The sequence below is a fragment of the Delftia sp. BGA-UO-ETr-SB1 genome (assembly GCF_059567865.1).
Genome location: NZ_JCAQOW010000006.1, coordinates 1,957,476 through 1,979,092, shown reverse-complemented (window position 1 = coordinate 1,979,092; position 21,617 = coordinate 1,957,476). Strand labels below are relative to the sequence as shown.

Here is a 21,617-nt window from a genome sequence, read left to right as displayed (position 1 = left end):
CCGCTGCTTCCTCCCTCCTTTCGTTCAGCGCCTGTTCAATCTAGTCCGGCTGTATGCCCAGCTCCTTGACCAGCCGCCCGAAACGCTCGAAATCGCCGGCATTGGTCTTGCCCAGGCGCTGGGGCGGGCCGCCCACAGGGACGGTTCCCAGCGTGGCCATGCGCGCCACCACGTCGGGCATCCTGAGGATCTCGTTGAGGTGCGTATTCAGCAGCTTGACCACCTCGGCGGGCATGTTCCTGGGGCCGAACAGGCCGTACCAGGCGGTCAGCTCCACGTCCTTGTAGCCCAGCTCGGCCAGCGTGGGCACGTCGGGCGCCAGCGGTGAGCGCTGGGCATCGGCCACGGCCAGCGCCACCAGCTTGCCGCCGGGCAGATAGGGAGCGATGGAGCCCAGCGTGCTGTAGGTGAAGGGCACATGGCCGCCCACCACATCGGTGACGGCCGGGGCCACGCCCTTGTAGGGTATGGCCTCGAAGCGGGCGCCCGTGGCGCGCCGGACCATCTCGCCGAGGAAGTGCATGGGCGAGCCGTTGCCCGGCGTGGCATAGCCCAGTGAGCGGCCTTGGCTGGAGGAGATGGCCTCCTTGAAGCTGCGCACGCCCGCACCGGGCCCGGCGACGAGGAACAGCGAAGTGGAGCCGACCTCGATCACGGGCGTGAAGCCATTGAGCACGTCGTAGCCGTGGCCCGCGCCCAGCTTGAGCACCAGTTGAGCCATGGCAAAGGTATTGGGCGCCAGCAGCAGCGTGTAGCCATCGGCCGGTGCCTTGGCCACGAAACTGCTGCCTATGGTGCCGCTGGCGCCCGCGCGGTTGTCCACGAGCACGGACTGGCCGATGCGGGCCGACAGCTTCTCGCCCAGCAGCCGCGCCAGCGCGTCGGTATCGCCGCCAGCGGGGTAGGCCACGACGATGGTGACCGGCTTGTGGGGGTAGGTCTGGGTCTGGGCCTGCGCCGGACCGGCGAGCAGCGCCAGGGCCATGGCCGCGCCCAGGGCGAGCGTTCTGCGTTTCGCTTTCATGGAGAGGGCTTTCATCGTGGTTTTTTCATTGTCAGCAAAGGTCGTTGCCGGGCTCAAGCCTGGCGTATCGCCACACGGTGCATCCGCCGCGCTGCGGGGTGGTAGTCATTGACCGCGTAGTGCTGCGTGGCCAGGTTGTCCCAGATGGCCACCGAGCCCTTGCGCCAGCGAAAGCGCACCTGCCATTCAGGCACCTTGGCCAGCCCGCTGAGCATGGCGATCAGGGCCGCGCTCTCGTCGCTGGTCACGCCTTCTATGTGCGTGGTGTAGAGCGAGTTCACAAAGGCCACGGGCAGCCCGGTGACCGGGTGCTCCAGGACCACGGGCTGCTCCAGCGGCGGATGCTTGAGGCGGGTGGCGCGATAGGCCTCGCCAGACGGATCTCGGCGCATCAGGCTTTGCCTGAGCGCTGGCGCCTCCCAGTTGTGGGTGGCGCGCAGCTTGCGCAGATAGGCCTGCAGCTCGGGCGCCAGCGAGGCGAAGGCCGTGGTCATGCTGGCCCACATGGTGTCGCCGCCCGTGGGCGGCACGTCCACGGCGTAGAGGCAGGCGCCGGCGGGCGGCTTGGTCTGCCAGGTCAGGTCGGCATGCCAGATGTCGGTGCCGGTGCGCGTGCCCTGGCTGATCAGCAGCTCGACATGGGGATCGTCCGGGTGCGAGGGAAAGGTGGAGGAGACGGGCTCTACCTTGCCGAACACCTGGGCCACGCGCACCTGCTGCGCAGGGTCCAGCGTCTGGTCGCGGAAGAATATGACCTGGCGCTCGGCCAGCAGCCGGCGCAGCGCGTCCGCATGGTCATGCACCTGCGCCGGGTCCGAGAGATCGATGCCGTAGATCTCCGATCCTATGCACGGGGTGATGTGTTCGACTTGCATGAAATTCCTTTTCTCGAAAAAAGCGGGTTGGGGGGTGATCAGGTGGACGCGATGTCCTGCGGCAGCGGCATGGAGCGGAACCGGCGGCCGGTGGCATGGAACAGGGCCGTGGCCACGGCAGGCGCCGTGGGGCCCAGGGCCACTTCGCCGCAGCCCTGGGGCGGCCGGTCGCTTTCGACCAGGACCACCTCCACGCGGGGCATTTCGGACAGTTGCAGCAGCGGGTAGTCGTGGAAATTGCTTTGCTGCACCACGCCTTTGTCAAAGCCCAGCCGGCTCTTGAAGGTGTTGGTCAGCGCAAAGCCGATGCCGCCTTCGACATTGGCCTTGACCAGTCCCGGGTTGACCACGCGGCCCGCGTCGATGGCGCAGATGGCGCGCTCCAGCCGCACGCGGCCTTCCACAACACGCAATTCCATGACCAGCGCGACGAAGGTCTGGAAGCTCTCGCCCCGCCCCGTGTAGACGTTGAAGGTCATGGCGCGGTGCAGCCCTGCCGGTGCGGGCTGCTCCCAGCGCGCGGCCTTGGCCGCCGCATCCAGCACGCCCAGCGCCAGCGGCTGGCCGGCCAGCAGGCGGCGCCGGTACTGGTAGTCGTCCACGCCTGCGGTGTGGGCCAGCTCGCTGATGAAGCTTTCCAGGAAGAACACGCTGGACGTGGTGCCCACGCTGCGCAGATAGCTCAGCGGTATGGGCTGCTGCACGTCCACGGCATCCACCAGCAGGTTGGGCACGCCGTAGATCAGGTCGTAGATGGACTCGACCATGGTCTCGTCCCAGCCGCCTGCATCGGCCATCTTCTTGGGGTTGATGGCCCCGTACAGCGACTGGCCCGAGATGCGTGCATGCAGCGCGGCAGGCAGGCCGTCGGCGCCCAGCACGGCACTCAGCCGCCCCGAGGCACCGGGCCGGTAGTAGGAATGCCGTATGTCGTCCTCGCGCGAGCGGATGACCTTGATGGGCCGGCCCACGGCCTTGGATGCCGCTGCCGCATGCAAGGCGAAGTCGGGCATGTACTTGCGCCCGAAGCTGCCCCCGAGGAAGGTGGTGTGCACGATGACCTTGTCCGCAGGCACCCCGCAGGCCTTGCCGAGTTCGCCACGCAGGAAGTCCTGGCCCTGGTAGGGCCCCCAGGTTTCGACTTCGCCGTCGCGCACATGCACGGTGGCGGCCAGCGGCTCCATGGTGGCGTGCGTGATGTAGGGCGAGTGGTAGTCGGCCGTGATCGGCTTGCCCGCTGCCAGCATTTCGCGCGGCTTGCCCAGGCTGCGGGCAACGACGGCCTTGTCGCTGGCCAGGCCTGCGACGAACTGCGCATGGATGCGCTCGCTGTCCACGCCGGCCGCCGCGCCGGCGTCGAATTCGATGTCCAGCGCGTCGGCGGCCTGCTTGGCGATCCAGTACGAATCGGCCACCACGACCACGGTGCTGGGCTCGGGGTCGGGCCACTGCGTGGTGCGCACGACGGCATGTACGCCGGGGCGCGCGCGCACCTCTGCCTCGTTGCGGATGCGCACGATGCGCCCCGTCACGCTGGGCGCCATGCGCACGGCGCCGATCAGCATGCCGGGCACCTCGACATCGATGCCGAAGACCGCGCTGCCATCGACCTTGGCCGGGGTGTCCACCCGGCGCAGGTTGCGGCCGATCAGGCCCTGCTCGGAAGCCGACTTCATGCGCGGGCGCGCGGCGATGGACAGCCTGGAAGCCTCGGCCACGATCTCGCCGTAGCCCACGCTGCGACCCGTCGCGGAGTGCAGCACCCGGCCGGCGCGCGTGCTGCACTGGGATGCCCGCACGCCCAGCCGGGCCGCGCCGGCACGCAGCAGCACATCACGGGCCTGGGCACCGGCCAGGCGCATGCGCTCGTAGAAATAGTTCATCGACATCGACGCGCCCACGAACTGCTGGAACGGCATCTCGCCCGCATCGTTGCGATAGGCGTCGCGCCCCGTGACGAAGCGCACGGTCACGCTGGCCCAGTCGGCATCGAGCTCGTCGGCCAGCACCTGGGGCAGGCCCGTGTAGATGCCCTGGCCCACCTCGCACTGCGACACGCCGATCACCACCTGCCCCGAAGGCTCGATCCAGACCCAGTCGCCGATGGAGGAAGCCGTTGCTGCCGCTGCACCGGCCTCCGCTGGCGCGGCCTGCGCCAGCGGAATCAGCAGGCTGCCGGCAGCAGGGGCCACCAGCAGCGCAGCAGCGCTCTGGAGCAGATGCCTGCGCCGCAGCGAGATGGCAGAGCCGGCCGTGCGGCCCCGTTCATTGCTTGGACGCTGCGGCATGGATGGCCTCCCGGATGCGGTGGTAGGTGGCGCAGCGGCACAGATTGGTCATGGCCTCGTCGATCTGCGCATCGGTGGGCTGTGGATGGGTCTTGAGCAGCGCGGCAGCGGCCATGACCATGCCGGACTGGCAGTAGCCGCACTGCGGCACGTCCTTGTCCATCCAGGCCTTCTGGATGGGGTGGGAACGGTTGCTGGACAGACCTTCGATGGTCGTGACCGCCTTGCCGCCCACCGTCGAGACGGGCAGCACGCAGGAGCGCACCGGCTCGCCATCGACATGGACCGTGCAGGCCCCGCACATGCTGATGCCGCAGCCGAACTTGGTGCCGGGCAGCTTGAAGTGATCGCGCAGCACCCACAGCAAGGGGGTCTGCCCGTCGCCGTCAAAGGCCACGCTTCGGGAATTGAGGGTGAATTTCATCGTGGGGTCTCCAATGCGCCCGCGTCGCCGGGGCTGCATGTCTCATGCCTCTCAGAACGAGTGGTGTATGCCTGCCGCAATCACGGTCTGCGTGCGCCCGCTGGCAACGCCCACGGAGTTCATCGCCGCCACGCCATCCGAGGCGCGCTGGTGCGTGACCGAGGCATGCAGCTGCGTGCGTTTGGAGAAGGCGTAGCGCGCGCCCAGGTGGACCTGGTTCCACTTCGTCTGCTCGAAACGGCTGAAGGAGTAGCCCGTGTTGATGGTCACGGACTGGCTGGTCTGCCAGGCCAGGCCCAGGTCAAGGGCACTCATGTTGCTGGAGGCCCCGCCGTACTTGAGCGTGGAGCGCGTCAGCAGCGCGTTGAGCCGGACCGGAAGCGCATCGAGCTGGTAACCGCCGCCGATGCCCAGCACCTGGAAGGTGTCGAGCACCAGCGGCCGGCCCGCCACCAGGTCCTGGCCCAGCGCGTTCGCCAGGCCCGTGCGCCCGGCGATATCGAAGGCACGGCCACGCGCATCGGTGTAGGCCACGGCCAGATTGAGCTTGGCACTGGAATAGCTGCCCATGACGCTGTAGGTACGGTTGGCCTGCGAGCGGCCCGGCACCTCGCCAAAGCCGTACTGCGCGCCGAACTGCATGCCGCCCATGCTAGGCGTCAGGTAGACCACGGAGTTGTCCACCGGAAACTGGCTGGACAGGCCGTCCAGATTGCCGGGGTGGTAGAGATAGAAGTTGTAGAGCTGGTAGCCGTTGCCCCACTGGCTCAGCGTGCCGGCCGTGAAATCGACCTGGCGACCCAGCCGCACCGAGCCCATCGACGCGCTGTCCAGACCCACCCAGGAAGCCCGGTTGAAGTAGCTGGTCGGCGAGATCGGCGAGCCGATGTCCGTGAGGAATCCGTTTTCCAGCTGGAACGAGGCCTTCAGGCCGCCCCCCAAGTCCTCCGAGCCGCGCAGGCCCCAGAGGTCAGGCTGGGAAATGGCCGAATCCATGCGCGTCAGCCGGCTCCCGCGCACATCGCTGATCCAGGGCATGGTCAGGTCCATGCTGCCGTACAGCGTCACCGAACTCTGGGCCAGCGCCGCTCCCGCGCCGCCCAGCATCGCCAATGCGGCAATTGCTTTGTATTTCATCGCAAGGCTCTTTCATCGTGAGATGGTTAAAAATTCCACAAGTGGCAATTTTGAACACCACGCCACGGAAGATGCCTGGCAAGGCGCGAACTAATTTCCACTTATGGAAATATTAGCTGCGCGGGCCGAATTCTGGTTCTGGGGTTTTCATCTACCGCGTTGTAGGTAGGTCTCGGGAGGTGGAAGCAAGGGACGGGCATTGCACCCGCCCCCGCACCAGGCGCTCAGCGCCCCAGTGCCTGGTCCACGCCCTTGTTGGCCAGGGCGTCTGCCCGCTCGTTGCCAGGGTCGCCTGCGTGGCCCTTGACCCAGCGCCAGTCGATGCGGTGGCCGCCGCCCTGGACCAGGGCATCCAGCCGCTGCCACAGCTCGACGTTCTTGACCGGCTCCTTGGAGGCCGTCTTCCAGCCCTTGGCCTTCCAGCCATGGATCCATTCGGTGATGCCCTTGAGCACGTACTGGCTGTCGATGTAGAGCACCACATCGCAGGGCCGCCTGAGCGCGGACAGCGCCTCGATCACGGCCATCATCTCCATGCGGTTGTTGGTGGTGTTCAGCTCGCCGCCGAACAGCTCTTTTCTGGCGCTGCCGGCCTCCAGCACCACGCCCCAGCCGCCGGGACCCGGATTGCCCTTGCAGGCGCCGTCCGTGTAGATAACAACTTGATTCAAAAAATTTCCTTGGGTTGAATGGCCCGGCCTTCAGGCCGGTTGGAATGCGGATCGCTGCCCTGCACCGCCTGCGCCGGCATGCGGTGGGCCACAGGCACGGAGGCGCCCGACACGGCTGCGCGGCCACGCCAGGCAGGCTCCAGCATGCGCGCGCCCGGCACGCGCTTGACGGCCACCACGCAGTACACGCCGCCCAGCATGGGCCAGCCCAGCCGCCCCACGCGGTCCATGAACTGCCAGCGCCGCAGCCAGCGATCCGTCTGCACGGCGGGACGATAACAGCCGAACTGCACGGCCTCGATCTCGAAGGCCAGCAATCGCAGCCAGTCGCGCAGCCGCCAGTAGCCCACGCCCCAGCCCACATCGGGCAGGTACACGCCGCGCTCGGCACGGCGCTGCACGCCCAGCAGACTGGCGGGGTTGAGCCCGCACACGACGATACGGCCCTCGGGCATCAGCACCCTGGCCGCCTCGCGCAACACGGCATGCGGGTCCGGCGAGGTCTCCAGCGTGTGCGGCATGACGACGAGGTCGAGGCTGGCCTCGGAAAACGGCAGCGCGGCCGGATCGGCCAGCAGCGCCACGGGCACCTCCAGCGGCGGCACTGTCTCGGCTGGCACCGCATCCTGCATGGAATCCAGGGCCAGCCAGCGGTGCGGCATGCGATTGGCGCGCAGCCCCTGGAGCATGGGCATGCCCAACTGCAGGCTGTGATAGCCGAAAATATCGGCCACCGCCTCGTCGCAGCGCTGCTGCTCCCATTCCAGCAGGTAGTGGCCGAGGGCAGATTGCGTCCAGTGATGCATCCCTATAATTTTGCTGCTCATGAACCTGTTGCCCATCCCCGCTTTTTCCGACAACTACATCTGGCTGCTGTACGACGCAGGGCAGGCCCTGGTCGTCGATCCCGGCGATGCAGCGCCCGTGCTGGCCAGCCTGCGCCAGCTGGACTTGCAGTTGCAGGGCATTTTAGTCACCCACCACCATGCCGATCATGTCGGCGGCGTGGCGCAGCTGCGCCAAGCCACGGGCGCCCAGGTCTGGGGCCCCGCCTACGAGCAGTTGCCCGAGCCCGTGCAGCGCGTGCAGGGTGGCGATACCGTGCAGGCCCTGGGCGGCCCCTGGCAGGTCATTGACGTGCCCGGCCACACCAGCGGCCACATCGCCTTCTACAGCACGGCGGCGCAGGCGCAGCCCGTGCTGTTCTGCGGCGATACGCTGTTTTCAGGGGGGTGCGGGCGCCTGTTCGAAGGCACGCCGCAGCAGATGCAGCAATCGCTGGACGATCTGGCCGCGCTGCCGGACAACACCCTGGTCTGCTGCGCACATGAGTACACAATGTCCAACCTGCGCTTTGCGCAGGCCGTGGAACCAAACAACCAGGCCCTGGCTCACTACCAGAGGCATTGTCAGGCGTTGCGCGAGGCCGGCCGGCCCACGCTGCCTTCCCTGATGGAGACCGAGCGCTCCATCAATCCCTTTCTTAGAACGCGCGAATCCGCAGTGGCCGCCGCCGCCGCAGGCTTCGACGCACAGGTGAGACAGCAGGACCCCGCCAGCGTGCTGGCCGGCCTGCGCCAATGGAAAAACGTCTTCTGATGAAACTGCTACACACCCTGCTGCTGGGCAGCCTGCTGGCTCTTGCGGGCTGCGCCACCACCAGCAGCCCGGACCTGGCCAGCACGGCCCCCGCCCCCAGCACCGCACCGCACTCCCCGATGTACCCCAACGGACCGCTGAGCCCGCTGGGCACAGGCAGCGCCGGCAACGGCGGCGTGGCCTCGCTGGAGACCACGGGCGATCTGTGGGTACGCATTCGCCAGGGCTTCGCCATGCCCGACCTGGACCAGGATCTGGTCAAGGACCGCGAGCAGTGGTATGCCAGCCGGCCCGACTACATACAGCGCATGACCGAGCGCTCCAGCAAGTACCTGTTCCACATCGTCGAGGAACTGGAGCGGCGCAACATGCCCACCGAGCTGGCGCTGCTGCCCTACATCGAGAGCGCCTTCAACCCGCAGGCCGTCTCCACCGCCAAGGCGGCCGGCATGTGGCAGTTCATGCCGGCCACCGGCACCTATTTCGACCTCAAGCAAAACGCCTTCCGCGACGACCGCCGCGACGTGCTGGCCTCCACGCGCGCCGCGCTGGACTACCTGCAAAAGCTCTACGACATGTTCGGCGACTGGCACCTGGCCCTGGCCGCCTACAACTGGGGCGAAGGCAGCGTGGGCCGCGCCATCAAGCGCAACGAGAAGCTGGGCCTGCCCACGGGCTACACCGACCTGCAGATGCCGGCCGAGACCCGCATGTACGTGCCCAAGCTGCAGGCCGTCAAGAACATCGTGGCCAACCCCGATGCGTTCAACACCGAGCTGCCGCTGATCGAGAACCACCCCTACTTCCAGACCGTCACCATCACCCGTGACATCGACGTGGAACTGGTGGCCAAGCTGGCCGACGTGTCGACCGATGACTTCAAGGCGCTGAATCCTAGCTTCCGCAAGCCGGTGATCTTTGCGGCCGGCACGCCGGAGATCCTGCTGCCCTGGGACAACGCCAAGGTGTTCCGCCGCAACATGCAGGCCTTCGACGAAGGCCAGTACGCGAGCTGGACCGTGTGGACCGTGCCCTCCACCATCAGCGTGGCCGAGGCGGCCCAGCGCGTGGGCCTGGGCGAGTCCGACCTGCGCGCCCTCAACAACATCCCCCCGCGCATGCTGATCAAGGCCGGCTCCGCGCTCATGGTGCCGCGCGGCGCCAACGTGCGTGCCGACGTGGCCGGCCACGTGGCCGACAACGGCCAGATCAGCTTTGCCCCCGAGATCGTCACGCGCCGCACCACCATCAAGGCCCGCAAGCGCGACACGCTCATCAGCGTGGCCAACCGCTACGGCGTCAGCGCGTCCAATCTGGCGGACTGGAATGACCTGAAGTCCTCCGCCACCCTGCATGCCGGCCAATCGCTGGTGGCCTACCTACCGGTGCGCGCCAGCAGCGGCGGCAATGCCCGGGCGGCCAAGTCCACCGGAACCGCACGCAAGGTGGCCGTGCAGCCGCAAAACCGCAATGCCAAGGTGTCGGTCACCACGGCGCCGCGTGGCGGCAAGCCATCCAAGGTGAAAAAGCGCTGAAGGCGCTGAAGGCACCGCCACTGCCCCAATCCAAAGAGCCCGCTTTCGCGGGCTCTTTTGCGTGCGGCCCGGGAGCTCAGGTGTGGAAACGCTGGCGGGACTGCCGCACGAATTCGTTGGTGAACGAGCGCTCCAGGTCGATACCGCTGCGCGCCAGCGCAGGGTTGAGCCGGACCAGGGCGCGCAGGGCCGTGGCAGGCCCGTCATCGGGCATCAGGCCATCGGGCGAGATCGTGGTGCGCATGTGCTCGAAGGCCGACAGATAGGCGCGCCGCGAGCCCAGCAGATAAGGTGCAGGCACGGCCCTGAGCACATCCATGGGCGCAGCGGTCTGCAGCCACTTGAGCGATCGGACCATGGCATTGCTCAGCGCCTGGGCCTTGGCCGGGTTCTTGCGCAAAAAGGCCTGGGTCGCGTACAGCGTGCCCGAGGGCATGGAGCCGCCGTACAGCTGCGCGCTGCTGCGCAGATCACGCAGGTCTCTGACGATGCGCACGGCTCCCTTGTCCTCCAGCACGCTCATCAGCGGGTCCGCATGGCACAGCGCATGCACGCGCCCGGTGCGCAGCGCCTCCATGGCGTCAGGCCCCGAGCCCACACCCACCAGTTGCACCAGATCGGCCTCCAGACCATCGCCCAGCAGCATCAGTTGCACGGCCCGGGCCGTGGATGCGCCCAGCGAGGACACGCCCACGCGCCGCCCGCGCAGGTCGGCCAGCGTCTGGTAGCGCGGCATCCAGCGCGAGGACACGCCCAGCGCAATCTGCGGCGCACGCCCCTGCACGACGAAGGCACGCAGCACACTGCCGCGCTGCTGCGCGACAAGCGTGTGTTCATAGGCACCCGCGCACACATCGGCGGCGCCCGATTCCAGCGCCTGCAGCGACTGCGACCCGCCCGGATAGTCATCGATGCGCACGGTCAGGCCCTCGGCCTCGAAGTACCCCAGTTGCTGGGCAATCACCAGCGGCAGGTAATACAGCAGGCCCTGACCGCCCACGGAAATCGTCACCAGCTCGGCCGAACCGAGGGAAGGAAGCGACCAAAGGGAACCCAGCCCCATGAGGCTCAACAAGGTTCGGCGATCAAGCACGTGGGAAGACATGATGGTTATTTTGCTGCAGTGCAGCACGATCATGCCCAGAGCCCGCGTGCACAGCATCGGTGCTTGCCCGTATGTGAAACACCGTAGGTTTCAGGGCCAGCACGGCGCGCGGTGAACACGCGCCCGGCCCTCACCCAGGCCTCAGCGGTAGCCCGCGAAAAACAGCAGCAGATTCACCACCAGCGCCAGCGCCCAGGCCAGACTGCGCAGCGTGGCGCGGTCCGTCACATAGAAGGCGATGTAGGCAATGCGCAACACAACAAAGGCCACGGCCAGACCATCGACACGCGAGGACGGTGCACCCAATTGCCAGGCAACCAGCAAGGCGCCAATGAAGAACGGCAGGCACTCGAAGCTATTGGCCTGCGCCGCGTTGACCCGTGCCTGGTAGCCCGTCTGCTGCGCCAGCCAGGCCCGGGGTTCGTGGTTGTCGAAACCGCGCTGCCCCGGCCGGTGCTTCATGCCGGGCGCCTTGGCGATGTAGGCGCAGGCCAGCGGCAGCAGGGCCGCCACCAGCAGGCACCAATGCGCTATGGAGAAGCCGCCGGGCGGCAGGATGACAGAGGTCGGCATACAGGCTCCTGATGAAAAGACAAGAAACGCCAGCCGCCTCGGCCACTACCGGCGGTCCACCAGCGCATGGGCGATCGTACCCAGGTCCACGTACTCAAGTTCGCTGCCTATGGGCACGCCGCGCGCCAGCCGCGTCACATGGATGCCGCGCGCCTTCAGGGCCTCGCTGATCGCATGGGCCGTGGCCTCGCCTTCGGCCGTGAAGCTGGTGGCCAGGATCACCTCCTGCACCTTGCCGTCGCCGGCACGCTCCAGCAGGGATGACAGGTTCAGATCGCGCGGACCTATGCCGTCGAGTGGCGACAGCCGCCCCATCAGCACGTAGTAATAGCCCTGGTAGGCACCCGTGCGCTCCATGGCCGCCATATCGGCGGGCGCCTCCACCACGCACAGCCGGGCCGCGTCACGCCCTTCGTCCTGGCAGATGGAGCAGATGCGGCCTTCGGTGAAGGTATGGCAGCGCTCGCAGTGGGTGACCGACTCCACGGCCATCGTCAGGGCACGGGCCAGTTGCCGCGCGCCGTCCTGGTCGCGCTGCAGCAGGTGGAAGGCCATGCGCTGCGCCGACTTGATGCCCACACCCGGGAGCCTGCGCAAGGCCTCGATCAGGCCATCGAGCGATTGCACGTCCGACATGGCAGCTTCCTTTCAATGGAGAAGGGTCTCAGAAAAAAAGCGATCTGCAGGGGCAGATCGCTCGATGGCCACTCCACAGGAGTGGGCAGCTGGAGAAGCCGGCATGGCCTCTCCAGGCTGTTCGGCACAACCGCTGGGGCCTGCCTCAGAACGGGAACTTCATGCCGCCCGGCAGGCCGGGCATGCCGGCCGTGAGCTTGCCCATCTTCTCGTTGGAAGTCTCTTCGGCCTTGCGCACGGCGGCGTTGAAGGCGGCAGCCACCAGGTCTTCCAGCATGTCCTTGTCTTCGGCCAGCAGGCTGGGGTCGATGGTGATGCGCTTGACGTCGTGCTTGCAGGTCATGACCACCTTCACGAGGCCCGCGCCAGACTCGCCTTCCACCTCGATGTTGCCCAGTTCATCCTGGGCCTTCTTGAGGTTGTCCTGCATGGCCTGGGCTTGCTTCATCAGGCCGGCCAGTTGTCCTTTGTTGAACATGTGAGTTCCTTCTTCTGTAGGGTAAAAACGAAACGCTCTAGAGCGTGTCAGGGCTGAATGGATACGGGTTTGATACTGCCGGGCACGATTTTCGCGCCATGGCTGCGGATCAGGGTCTGCACCAGAGAATGATTCATCACGATGTCTTCTGCAATGCGCTGGCGCTCATGGCTGGCCACCGCATTGCGCCGCGCGGGGCTGTCTGCCACGGCGCCTTGCTCGACATGCAGTTGCCGCGCCAGGCCAGCGGCCTCCAGCGCCGCACGCAGGCGCTCGCGCGTGGCGGGCTGCGCCAGCGAGCTGCTTTCCACGCGCAGCGTCCATGCATCGCCATCGCGCGCCACCAGTTGCGACTGCAGCGCCAGCTGCCGCGCCAGCGCCGTGACGGCCTCGGCCTGCACCAGTTGCTGGACGGCAGCGTGCCAGACATCGCCGTCGGGCGTGCGCTCCACGGTCGGCGCGGGTGGCGCACCGGGGGACTGGCGGCCACGTTCGGGAGCGAAGTCCTGCACATCGATCTGAGTGTCGATCTGCGGTTCGGACTGCCGTGCCACGGCAGCGGCAGGCGGCTCCAGGGCCAGATCTCCGTCATCGCTCCAGCGGCCTTCGTCGGCCCAGCCTTCATCGGGCATCCCGGCCCAGGCCCCCTCGTCCGGTGCATCGGCATCCTGCGCCTGTGGCGCCTCATCGGCAGAAGAGTCTTCGTCTTCCTGCACATCGTCCACGGGCTCATCCACAGGCTCCTGGGCGACACCGGCGGCCGGCTTCACCTCTGGAGCAGCGGAAGGCCTGGCCTCCTGGACAGGCGCAAGCACGGGTTCCGGCATGGCAACTGCGGCCACGGCCGCGGGCGCCTGAACAGGCGCTGGAGCCGCAACGGCTTGCACCACGGGAGCGACCACGGCGGGCGCAGCGGTCACGGGAGATGCGACAGGCGCGACAGGAGCAGGAGGCGCTACCGGGACGGGCATGGCCGCCTTGGCTGGGACAACGAGAGCCTCGGGCACAGCGGGAGCCTCAGGCACAGCGGGCTGTGCGGGCTGCGCAACGGGCGCGGGAGATTCAGGCTTCGCCGTGGAGGGGGTCAGCGCTGGAGTTTTTTTTTCAGCCACGCCCGGGGCGGGCTCTGCAGATTGCGGCTTAAACGCCAGCAGCCGCAGCAGCGCCATGGTCAGCGCCGCGTACTCGTCGGGTGCCAGACCCAGTTCGGCCCGGCCATGCAGGCAGATGCTGTAGAGCAGCTGGGTTTCGTCGCGCGGCATCAGCACCGCAAGGCGGGCGATCTCTGCAGCTTCTGGATCGCTGGCGTCGGCGGCCATCTGCGGCACGGCCTGTGCCACGGCCATGCGCTGCAGCACGGCGCACATTTCCTCCAGCGTGGAGGCTGCGGACAGGCCATTGCGGCGCAGCGCGTCGGAGGTTTCCACCACCACCTGGCCATCGGCCTGGGCGAGTGCCTCGATCAGGCGGAACACATGGCTGCGGTCCACGCTGCCCAGCATCTGGCGCACCGTGGCCTCCTGCAGCTGTCCGCTGCCAAAGGCAATGGCCTGGTCGGTCAGCGACAGTGCATCGCGCATGGAGCCACGCGCGGCGCGTGACAGCAGGCGCAGGGCCTGGGGCTCGGAGGCCACGCCTTCCTGCCCCAGCACCTGGCCCAGATGCTCAAGCACGGTCTCGGGCGCCATGGGGCGCAGGTTGAACTGCAGGCAGCGGCTGAGCACGGTCACGGGAACCTTCTGCGGATCGGTGGTGGCCAGCACGAACTTCAGGTATTCGGGCGGCTCCTCCAGCGTCTTGAGCATGGCGTTGAAGGCCGTGTTCGTGAGCATGTGCACTTCGTCGATCATGAAGACCTTGAAGCGTCCCTGCACCGGCTTGTAGACAGCCTGCTCCAGCAGGCTCTGCACCTCGTCCACGCCACGGTTGGAGGCAGCGTCCAGCTCCGTGTAGTCGGGAAAGCGCCCGCTGTCGATTTCGGTACAGGCCGCACAGACGCCGCAGGGCGTTGCCGTGATGCCGCCCTGGCCATCGGCGCCCTGGCAGTTGAGCGACTTGGCCAGAATGCGCGAGACCGTGGTCTTGCCCACGCCGCGCGTGCCGGTGAACAGATAGGCATGGTGCAGGCGCTGCTGCGTCAGGGCATTGGTGAGCGCCTGAACGACATGCTCCTGCCCCACCATTTCAGAGAAATTGCGGGGGCGGTATTTGCGGGCCAGCACAAGATAAGACATCCCGCGATTCTACGGGGCTGGGCGCCCTTGCCCGAGGCCACCCGGGTTTGGCCGGCCATGTCGTCCGGGCGGCCCGGTGTTTGCCCCTATAATCGAGAGTGACGGGCCTCCTCGCATGGGGAAGCGGCCAACCGGGTCAGGTGGGGAACCAAGCAGCCCTAACCGTGAAACCAGTGCCGAGGGCAAGGCTCGTCACCTTCATTGAACAGCAGGCCCTGCGGGCGCCTGCCCCGTCCAGGCCCGCTGCGGCACCCTCTCCTCCTTAACGCTCTGCGCCATCCACCTTGAGATAGCGCGCAACGCCTTGCGCCGCCTGCAGGCCGCTGGCCATGCACGCCGTCAGCAGGTAGCCGCCCGTGGGAGCCTCCCAGTCCAGCATCTCGCCGGCGCAGAAAACGCCAGGAGCGGCTGCGCACATGCCGTTGGCGTCCAGAGCTTCCAGCCGCACGCCGCCTGCCGTGCTGATGGCCTCGTCAATGGGTCGGGCCGCCACCACGGTGATGGGCAGGGCCTTGATGGCATGGGCCAGCCGCACAGGGTCGGCCACACCTTCCTTGCCCAGCACCTCATGCAGCACGGCGGCCTTGATGCCGTCCAGGCCCAGGCGCCCCTTCAGATGGCTGGCCAAGCTGCGCGAGCCGCGCGGATGGCGCACTTCCACCAGCACGCGCTCGGGCGTCAACTGGGGCAGCAGGTCGAGATGGACGGTGGCCTGCCCATCGCGCGCAATAGCTTCGCGCAACGCCGCAGAGACGGCATAGATCAGGCTGCCTTCCACGCCCGTGGTCGTGGCAATGAATTCGCCCTTGCGCGAGAAAACATGGCCCTTGCCATCATCAAAGGACAGCGCCACAGACTTGAACGGCTGGCCCGCAAAGCGCTCGGTGAAGTAAGGACTCCAGCCGCGCGCAGGCTGGGGGCTGGCGCCCAGCAGCTCGGCCATGAACTCCCGGCGATCGATCTGTCCGCCCGAAGCCGCGCCATCCAGACCCACATCGAACCCGCAGTTGGAAGGCTTCAACACAGCGACTTCAACACCGCGCTGCTCCAGCAAGGGCAGCCAGGCGCCATCCGAGCCCAGGCGCGCCCAGCTGCCACCGCCCAATGCCAGCACCACGGCCCTTGCACGCACCTGCAGCCGCCCTTCGGGTGTATCAAAGCCCAGCGCATCGCCGTCTTGCCAGCCCACCCAGCGGTGGCGCGTGTGCAGCACCACGCCCTGGGTCTGCAGACGCACCAGCCAGGCACGCAGCAAGGGCGCAGCCTTCATGTCCTTGGGGAATACGCGGCCCGAGCTGCCCACAAAGGTTTCCACGCCCAGTTCACCGGCCCAGGCACGCAGTTGATCCGGGGACAGCAGTTCCAGCCAGCGCGACACCTCGGCACTGCGCTCGCCGTAGCGGGAGACAAAGGCGGGCAGGTTTTCGGAATGGGTCAGGTTGAGCCCGCCCTTGCCAGCCATGAGGAACTTGCGCCCAGCGGAGGACTTGGCCTCGAACACATGGACATCCAGCCCCTTGCCGGCCAGCCCTTCGGCCGCCATCAGGCCCGCAGGCCCCGCACCGATCACCGCCACATCGCAGTCCATCGTGCGCGCTGCCGCACCGGGTTCAAAAGCATCCATCACATCAGTTTCCATTCCATGCTCGCATTCAACTTGGCGCTGCCGGCCGGCACATATGCCTGCAGCGCGGGCGCGCAGAATACCCTGCCGCAGGCCGGTCTGCGCGCGGGCGCCACTAATTCCCGGAGTCCCGGCAACCCTGTCGCCACCCCATAAACAGCTATGACAGTCATAGCATTGAGCTACCGCCCATACGGTGCAGCAGGTGATAGGTTTCTGTCACAATCTTTTTGCGGTGCGGATTTTCCTGCGCCTTCCTCATTGCGAAAAATCAAGGACTCCACCCATGGCCAGCGAACTGATCAAACACATCTCCGACGCAAGCTTTGAAGCCGACGTCTTGCAGCCTGGCACCACGGTGCTGGTCGATTACTGGGCCGAATGGTGCGGCCCCTGCAAGATGATCGCCCCCATCCTCGACGAAGCAGCGCAGACCTACAAGGAAAAGCTGTCCATCGCCAAGATGAATGTGGACGAGAACCGCGAGATCCCCGCCAAGTTCGGCATCCGCGGCATCCCCACGCTGATGCTGTTCAAGGATGGCCAGCTGGCCGCCACCAAGGTGGGCGCCCTCAACAAGGCACAGCTGTCCGCTTTCCTGGAACAGCACCTGGCCTGATTCCCCCGACGGCCCCGCACACGGGGCCGTCACAGATGCGGGCCGGCGTTGGCCGCGGCACCGCATCGCACTGGCGCATAAACGAGGCGCCAGCGCAAATTTCCCTGTGACCTTCGGATTTTTTCCTGTCATAATGCCCTTCATCACCGGCCTTATGCATTGAAGGCCGCGCTGAGACCCTCAGGCAAGCCAGCCCACTTCCACAGTGTTTCGCTTGGCTCAACGCCTTCCCCTGGTTTCTTTCCACTCCGTTCTGGAGTCACTCCATGCACCTTAATGAACTCAAGGCACTGCACGTGTCTGAAGTCCTGAAGCAGGCCGAAGCGCTTGAGATCGAAAACGTCGGTCGCATGCGCAAGCAAGAGTTGATGTTCGCCATCATCAAAAAGCGAGCCAAGGCAGGCGAACAAGTGTTCGCCGACGGCGTGCTGGAAATCCTGCCGGACGGTTTCGGCTTTCTGCGCAGCCCCGACACCAGCTATACGGCCAGCACCGACGACATCTACATCTCGCCCAGCCAGGTCCGCCGCTTCAACCTGCACACCGGCGACATGATCGAAGGTGAAGTGCGCACGCCCAAGGATGGCGAGCGCTACTTCGCACTGACCAAGCTCGACTCCGTCAACGGCGGCTCGCCCGAGCAGAACAAGCACAAGGTGCTGTTCGAGAATCTGACCCCCCTGTTCCCCACCCAGCAGCTGCGCCTGGAGCGCGAGATCAAGGGTGAGGAGAACATCACCGGCCGCATCATCGACATCATCGCCCCCATCGGCCGCGGCCAGCGCGCGCTGATCGTCGCACCGCCCAAGAGCGGCAAGACCATGATGATGCAGAGCATCGCCCACTCCATCACGGCCAACCATCCCGACGTGCACCTGATGGTGCTGCTGGTCGATGAGCGCCCCGAAGAAGTGACCGAGATGCAGCGCTCGGTCAAGGGCGAAATCATCGCCTCCACCTTCGACGAGCCCGCCACGCGCCACGTGCACGTGGCCGAGATGGTGATCGAGCGCGCCAAGCGCCTGGTCGAGCTCAAGAAGGACGTGGTCATCCTGCTGGACTCCATCACCCGCCTGGCCCGCGCCTACAACAACGTCGTGCCCTCGTCGGGCAAGGTGCTGTCGGGCGGCGTGGACTCCAACGCCCTGCAGCGCCCCAAGCGCTTCTTCGGCGCGGCACGCAATGTGGAAGAAGGCGGCTCGCTGACCATCATCGCCACGGCCCTGGTGGATACCGGCAGCCGCATGGACGAAGTGATCTTCGAAGAGTTCAAGGGCACGGGCAACAGCGAACTGGCCCTGAACCGCCGTCTCTACGAGAAGCGCGTGTTCCCCGCCATCGAACTCAACAAGAGCGGCACACGCCGCGAAGAACTGCTGCTGGCTCCCGAGATCCTGCAAAAGACCCGCATCCTGCGCCAGTTCATGTACAACATGGACGAGATCGAGGCCATGGAGCTGATGATCAAGAACATGCGGGCCACGAAGACCAACGTGGACTTCTTCGACATGATGCGCCGCGGCGGCTGATCGCAGAGATCCAGCCCACGGCCCCCACAGACGCCTCGCTCACGCGGGGCGTTTTGCGTTCCAGCCGCCCGTCTCACCACGCTGCGGCAGACGTGCCCAGCGCACAGGCCGCGCGCTCCCAATGCATGGGCGCACCCGCCACCTCCACCGGCGCCCGCAGACGCCGTGCCGCGCCCCAGGAGGTCGCCTCGATCGCCGCGCTGAAATCCTCGGCACCGTTCACCGGCGCCAGCGGGCAGGCATCCGGGTCACCCACGCCATGCCCCGCCAGAAGATGCGCCGTGCGCGCCAACGAGGCACGCACCGTGCTGCCGCCCTGCCCCTGCATGCGCCGCACCAGCGCCATCACCACGGCGGCAGCCATCAGATAGCCGGTGGCGTGGTCCAGCGCCTGCAGCGGCAGGGGCGTGGGTCGGTCACGGCCCAGCCGGTGCATGCCTGCATCGGCAATGCCGGCGCTCATCTGCACCAGGCTGTCGAAGCCGCGCCGCCGCTGCCAGGGCCCGCTCCATCCATAGGCGTTGAGCGACACATCGATGAGCGAGGGATTCAGCCGACGGCGCCACGCGGCCCCGAATCCCAGCCCCTCCAGCGCACCGTCCCGGTAACCATGGACCAGCACGTCGGCGCCGGCCAGCAGTTGCTCGAACACGGCACGATCCTGGGGCGCCCGCAGGTCCAGCCGGGCACAGCGCTTGCCCAGCGTGACTTCAGGCACCGTACCCGGCTCCTCCCAACCGGGCGGATCGATGCGCAGCACCTCGGCACCATGGCCCGCCAGCCAGCGCGTGGCGGCGGGACCGGCCAGGATGCGCGTCAGATCCAGCACGCGCAGCCCCTGCAGCGGCCGCTGCGCCGATGGCTGCCACGCACCAGCACTGAAACTGAAGGGCTGGCCCGGCTGCGGATGCATCTGCCACGCCAGCAAAGGCTCCTGCTGCACGGCCTGCCCCTGCGGATGCGCAGCCCAGGCAGCCAGCCCGCGCATGGCGGCGGCACAGCCACCCTGCGCAACAACGGCCGACTCCAACTCATGCGCCGTCCAGCGCCTGACCGCCGTCGCTACAGCCTCCCTATCGGCCGGCGTGTCGAGCACGGCCAGCGCCGCTGCGCGGTGGTGGGGCGCATTGGTATGCAGGCGGATCCAGCCATCGGCCGTGCGGTAGTCGCCGGCCACGGCGTCCCACAGCGCGGGCATCTCCCAGCCCAGCGGATGCAGGCTGCTGCCAAACCACAGGGACGCGAGCCTGCGGTCCACCACCACCTGCGGCGCGGCAGCGCCGCATTGGGCCACCAGCTCGGAGATGGCAAGGCCTGCCACACCCAGGCTGGCCGCCGCCAGATCGGAGACCGGAAACACCGAGGCCAAGGCGCCTTGCCCGCGCATCTCCAGACGGTGCAGCGCGTCCTGGGCACCTTCCAGTGCCGCCCAGATCTGGGCGGCGCAGTGATCAAAAGCGGAAGAGGTCGGAAGACTGGACATGGAGCACTCCTGGCAACGGAAACAAGGGTTGGAACCCGCACCATAGATTTCCAGAAAATATTGTCAATATTGATTAAATAAATCAACATATCATCACATCCATGCCCGACTACCTGAACTCGACCGAAGCCACCGCACTGCTGGGCGTGAGCCGCGCCACGCTGTATGCCTATGTCAGCCGGGGTCTGCTGCACGCCCATGCGGCAGACACGCCGCGCGAAAGCCGTTACCTGCGCGAAGAGGTCGAGCAGCTCGCGCGCCAGCGCGGCCAGGGCCGCAAACCCCGCGAAGTCGCCCAGGCCGCGCTCAACTGGGGCCTGCCGGTGCTGGAGTCATCGATCACGCTGATAGAGCAGGGCCGCCTCTACTACCGTGGCGAGGACGCCGTGGACTGGGCACGCTCGCACACGCTGGAAGAGACCGCCGCCCTGCTCTGGCAATACCCGGCCGATGCCGCCTTCGCCGCACACGCCGTGGAGGCCGCCCCTGTGTTGCCCGACCTGCAGCAGCGCATGGCCGGCCAGCCTTGCGAAAACACGCTGCTGGCCCTGTTCACCGTCGCCAGCGATGACGCGGCCACTGCCGCATGGCAGCAATCGCCAGAACGGCTGGCGGCAGGCTGCGGAGCGCTCCTGCGCCTGCTGGCGGCCTGCCTGCTGGGCACGGCGCCGGACAAGGCCCCCATCCACCTGCAATGCGCCCAGGCCTGGGCGCTGGACGCACAAGGCGCCGACCTGGTGCGCATGGCCCTGGTGCTGTGCGCCGACCATGAACTCAACGCCTCCGGCTTCACGGCGCGCTGCGTGGCATCCACGGGCGCCAGCCTGCGGGCGGCCGTGGTGGGAGGCCTTGCCGCCCTGACGGGCGGGCGCCACGGCGGCACGACCGCGCGCGTGGAGGCGCTCTGGGACGAGCTGGGCGAGGCGCAGGCCCCGGCACGCCTGCGCCAGCGCCTGGCGCGCGGCGAGACCCTGCCCGGCTTCGGCCACCACCTCTACCCCGAAGGCGATGTGCGCGCCGCCCTGCTGCTGGAAATGCTGCCCAGGCAGGGACCGGCGGCGGCCCTGGCGGCCGAAGTGATGGCACTCACTGGCCTGGCCCCTTCGGTCGATTTCGCATTGGTGGCCCTGCGGCGGCACCTGCAGTTGCCGGCGGGCAGCGCCTTCGGGCTGTTCGCGCTGGGCCGCTGCGCAGGCTGGCTGGCACAGGCGCTGGAGCAGCGCGCCACACGGCAGATCATCCGGCCACGCGCGGCGTACACGGGGCTCAGGCCCGCCGGCTTGGCACGCAATTGAGCACTATGCGATAATGCAGGGCTTTTTCTTGCGGAAAGTACGCTTGATTTGAACCGCTACAAAGGTTGCAGCGGGTCAGGCACGGCTACCGCACTTGCATCAGAAGGAAAGATCATGAAAGAAGGCATCCACCCCAACTACCGCGAAGTTCTGTTCGTGGACCTGTCCAACGGCTTCAAGTTCGTGACCCGCTCCTGCGTGAACACGAAGGAAACCGACACCTTCGAAGGCAAGGACTACCCCCTGTTCAAGCTGGACACCTCGTCCGAGTCGCACCCGTTCTACACCGGCACGCAAAAGTCGGTGGACAACATGGGCGGCCGTGTGGAGCGCTTCCGCAACCGTTTCGGCAAGAAGTAAATCCTGCTTCTCCGGCCAGAAGGGCAGCACGGGCAACCGCGCTGCCCTTTTGTTTTTCGCAGTCCGGCCAATCCCTGCCGGCCAGCCATGTTCCACGCTTTTCGAGGCCCTTGCTTCGCGTATTCTTG

Annotated in this window: 20 protein-coding genes and 1 other RNA gene; 7 read left to right on the top strand and 14 right to left on the bottom strand. The window is 67.0% G+C overall.

Annotated elements, in window-relative coordinates:
* Window positions 1-40: 40 nt before the first annotated feature.
* The 7 genes from AC57B5_RS27655 to AC57B5_RS27625 all read right to left on the bottom strand — a co-directional run bounded on the left by AC57B5_RS27655 (window position 41) and on the right by AC57B5_RS27625 (window position 7,225).
* Window positions 41-1,024 carry a Bug family tripartite tricarboxylate transporter substrate binding protein gene (locus tag AC57B5_RS27655; RefSeq protein WP_279211073.1) on the bottom strand — a complete coding sequence of 328 codons (984 nt, stop codon included), beginning with the start codon at window positions 1,022-1,024 and terminating at the stop codon, window positions 41-43.
* 53 nt (window positions 1,025-1,077) lie between these two features.
* Complete coding sequence (locus tag AC57B5_RS27650; protein WP_012206690.1) at window positions 1,078-1,899, bottom strand: TauD/TfdA dioxygenase family protein; 822 nt, start codon at window positions 1,897-1,899, stop codon at window positions 1,078-1,080.
* 38 nt (window positions 1,900-1,937) lie between these two features.
* Complete coding sequence (locus AC57B5_RS27645; protein ID WP_496400703.1) at window positions 1,938-4,187, bottom strand: xanthine dehydrogenase family protein molybdopterin-binding subunit; 2,250 nt, start codon at window positions 4,185-4,187, stop codon at window positions 1,938-1,940.
* Complete coding sequence (locus AC57B5_RS27640; RefSeq protein WP_012206692.1) at window positions 4,165-4,611, bottom strand: (2Fe-2S)-binding protein; 447 nt, start codon at window positions 4,609-4,611, stop codon at window positions 4,165-4,167. Before AC57B5_RS27640 ends, AC57B5_RS27645 begins: the two co-directional genes overlap by 23 nt.
* A 51-nt stretch (window positions 4,612-4,662) precedes the next feature.
* Window positions 4,663-5,748 (bottom strand): porin, encoded by a 1,086-nt coding sequence (locus tag AC57B5_RS27635; protein ID WP_349612673.1) that lies wholly within the window; start codon window positions 5,746-5,748, stop codon window positions 4,663-4,665.
* A gap of 224 nt (window positions 5,749-5,972) precedes the next feature.
* Entirely contained in the window at window positions 5,973-6,419 is a 447-nt protein-coding gene (rnhA, locus tag AC57B5_RS27630) for a ribonuclease HI (protein ID WP_013801482.1), read from the bottom strand.
* Complete coding sequence (locus AC57B5_RS27625) at window positions 6,416-7,225, bottom strand: class I SAM-dependent methyltransferase (RefSeq protein WP_496400882.1); 810 nt, start codon at window positions 7,223-7,225, stop codon at window positions 6,416-6,418. The genes rnhA and AC57B5_RS27625 overlap by 4 nt, the downstream gene beginning before the upstream one ends.
* 19 nt (window positions 7,226-7,244) lie before the next feature.
* Here AC57B5_RS27625 and gloB point away from each other — a divergent pair, with 19 nt between their 5' ends.
* Window positions 7,245-8,018, top strand: a complete 774-nt coding sequence (gloB, locus tag AC57B5_RS27620; RefSeq protein ID WP_012206696.1) for a hydroxyacylglutathione hydrolase — start codon at window positions 7,245-7,247, stop codon at window positions 8,016-8,018.
* Window positions 8,018-9,553 (top strand): transglycosylase SLT domain-containing protein, encoded by a 1,536-nt coding sequence (locus AC57B5_RS27615; RefSeq protein ID WP_012206697.1) that lies wholly within the window; start codon window positions 8,018-8,020, stop codon window positions 9,551-9,553. Before gloB ends, AC57B5_RS27615 begins: the two co-directional genes overlap by 1 nt.
* Window positions 9,554-9,629: 76 nt before the next feature.
* Here AC57B5_RS27615 and AC57B5_RS27610 read toward each other — a convergent pair whose 3' ends face one another.
* The 5 genes from AC57B5_RS27610 to dnaX form a co-directional block, all read right to left on the bottom strand.
* Complete coding sequence (locus tag AC57B5_RS27610) at window positions 9,630-10,715, bottom strand: ABC transporter substrate-binding protein (protein ID WP_097201699.1); 1,086 nt, start codon at window positions 10,713-10,715, stop codon at window positions 9,630-9,632.
* Window positions 10,716-10,799: 84 nt separating this feature from the next.
* Window positions 10,800-11,231, bottom strand: a complete 432-nt coding sequence (locus tag AC57B5_RS27605; protein WP_496400702.1) for an MAPEG family protein — start codon at window positions 11,229-11,231, stop codon at window positions 10,800-10,802.
* Window positions 11,232-11,276: 45 nt separating this feature from the next.
* Complete coding sequence (gene recR / locus AC57B5_RS27600) at window positions 11,277-11,867, bottom strand: recombination mediator RecR (protein WP_034396114.1); 591 nt, start codon at window positions 11,865-11,867, stop codon at window positions 11,277-11,279.
* 145 nt (window positions 11,868-12,012) lie between these two features.
* Window positions 12,013-12,345: a YbaB/EbfC family nucleoid-associated protein gene (locus AC57B5_RS27595; protein ID WP_012206701.1), complete on the bottom strand. Its 333-nt coding sequence runs from the start codon at window positions 12,343-12,345 to the stop codon at window positions 12,013-12,015.
* Between the two features lie 47 nt (window positions 12,346-12,392).
* Entirely contained in the window at window positions 12,393-14,579 is a 2,187-nt protein-coding gene (gene dnaX / locus AC57B5_RS27590) for a DNA polymerase III subunit gamma/tau (RefSeq protein WP_496400701.1), read from the bottom strand.
* A gap of 100 nt (window positions 14,580-14,679) precedes the next feature.
* Here dnaX and ffs point away from each other — a divergent pair.
* Window positions 14,680-14,776, top strand: an RNA gene (ffs, locus tag AC57B5_RS27585) — signal recognition particle sRNA small type.
* Window positions 14,777-14,841: 65 nt separating this feature from the next.
* Here the strand turns inward: ffs and AC57B5_RS27580 are convergent.
* The gene (locus tag AC57B5_RS27580) at window positions 14,842-16,218 is read right to left on the bottom strand and encodes a TIGR03862 family flavoprotein (RefSeq protein ID WP_202759648.1); all 1,377 of its coding nucleotides are present in this window, start codon (window positions 16,216-16,218) and stop codon (window positions 14,842-14,844) included.
* Window positions 16,219-16,489: 271 nt separating this feature from the next.
* On the opposite strand from AC57B5_RS27580, the gene trxA reads away from it, so the two are divergent.
* Entirely contained in the window at window positions 16,490-16,822 is a 333-nt protein-coding gene (gene trxA, locus AC57B5_RS27575) for a thioredoxin TrxA (RefSeq protein ID WP_012206704.1), read from the top strand.
* Between the two features lie 266 nt (window positions 16,823-17,088).
* On the top strand, window positions 17,089-18,351 hold the full coding sequence (gene rho, locus AC57B5_RS27570; protein WP_012206705.1) for a transcription termination factor Rho: 1,263 nt from the start codon (window positions 17,089-17,091) through the stop codon (window positions 18,349-18,351).
* A gap of 73 nt (window positions 18,352-18,424) precedes the next feature.
* Here the strand turns inward: rho and AC57B5_RS27565 are convergent, their stop codons facing one another.
* Window positions 18,425-19,834, bottom strand: coding sequence for a CoA transferase (locus AC57B5_RS27565; protein WP_496400700.1), 1,410 nt, complete (start codon window positions 19,832-19,834; stop codon window positions 18,425-18,427).
* Window positions 19,835-19,935: 101 nt separating this feature from the next.
* Here AC57B5_RS27565 and AC57B5_RS27560 point away from each other — a divergent pair, with 101 nt between their 5' ends.
* The gene (locus tag AC57B5_RS27560; RefSeq protein ID WP_496400699.1) at window positions 19,936-21,129 is read left to right on the top strand and encodes a citrate/2-methylcitrate synthase; all 1,194 of its coding nucleotides are present in this window, start codon (window positions 19,936-19,938) and stop codon (window positions 21,127-21,129) included.
* 114 nt (window positions 21,130-21,243) lie between these two features.
* Complete coding sequence (locus tag AC57B5_RS27555) at window positions 21,244-21,489, top strand: type B 50S ribosomal protein L31 (RefSeq protein WP_013801474.1); 246 nt, start codon at window positions 21,244-21,246, stop codon at window positions 21,487-21,489.
* Window positions 21,490-21,617 lie beyond the last annotated feature (128 nt).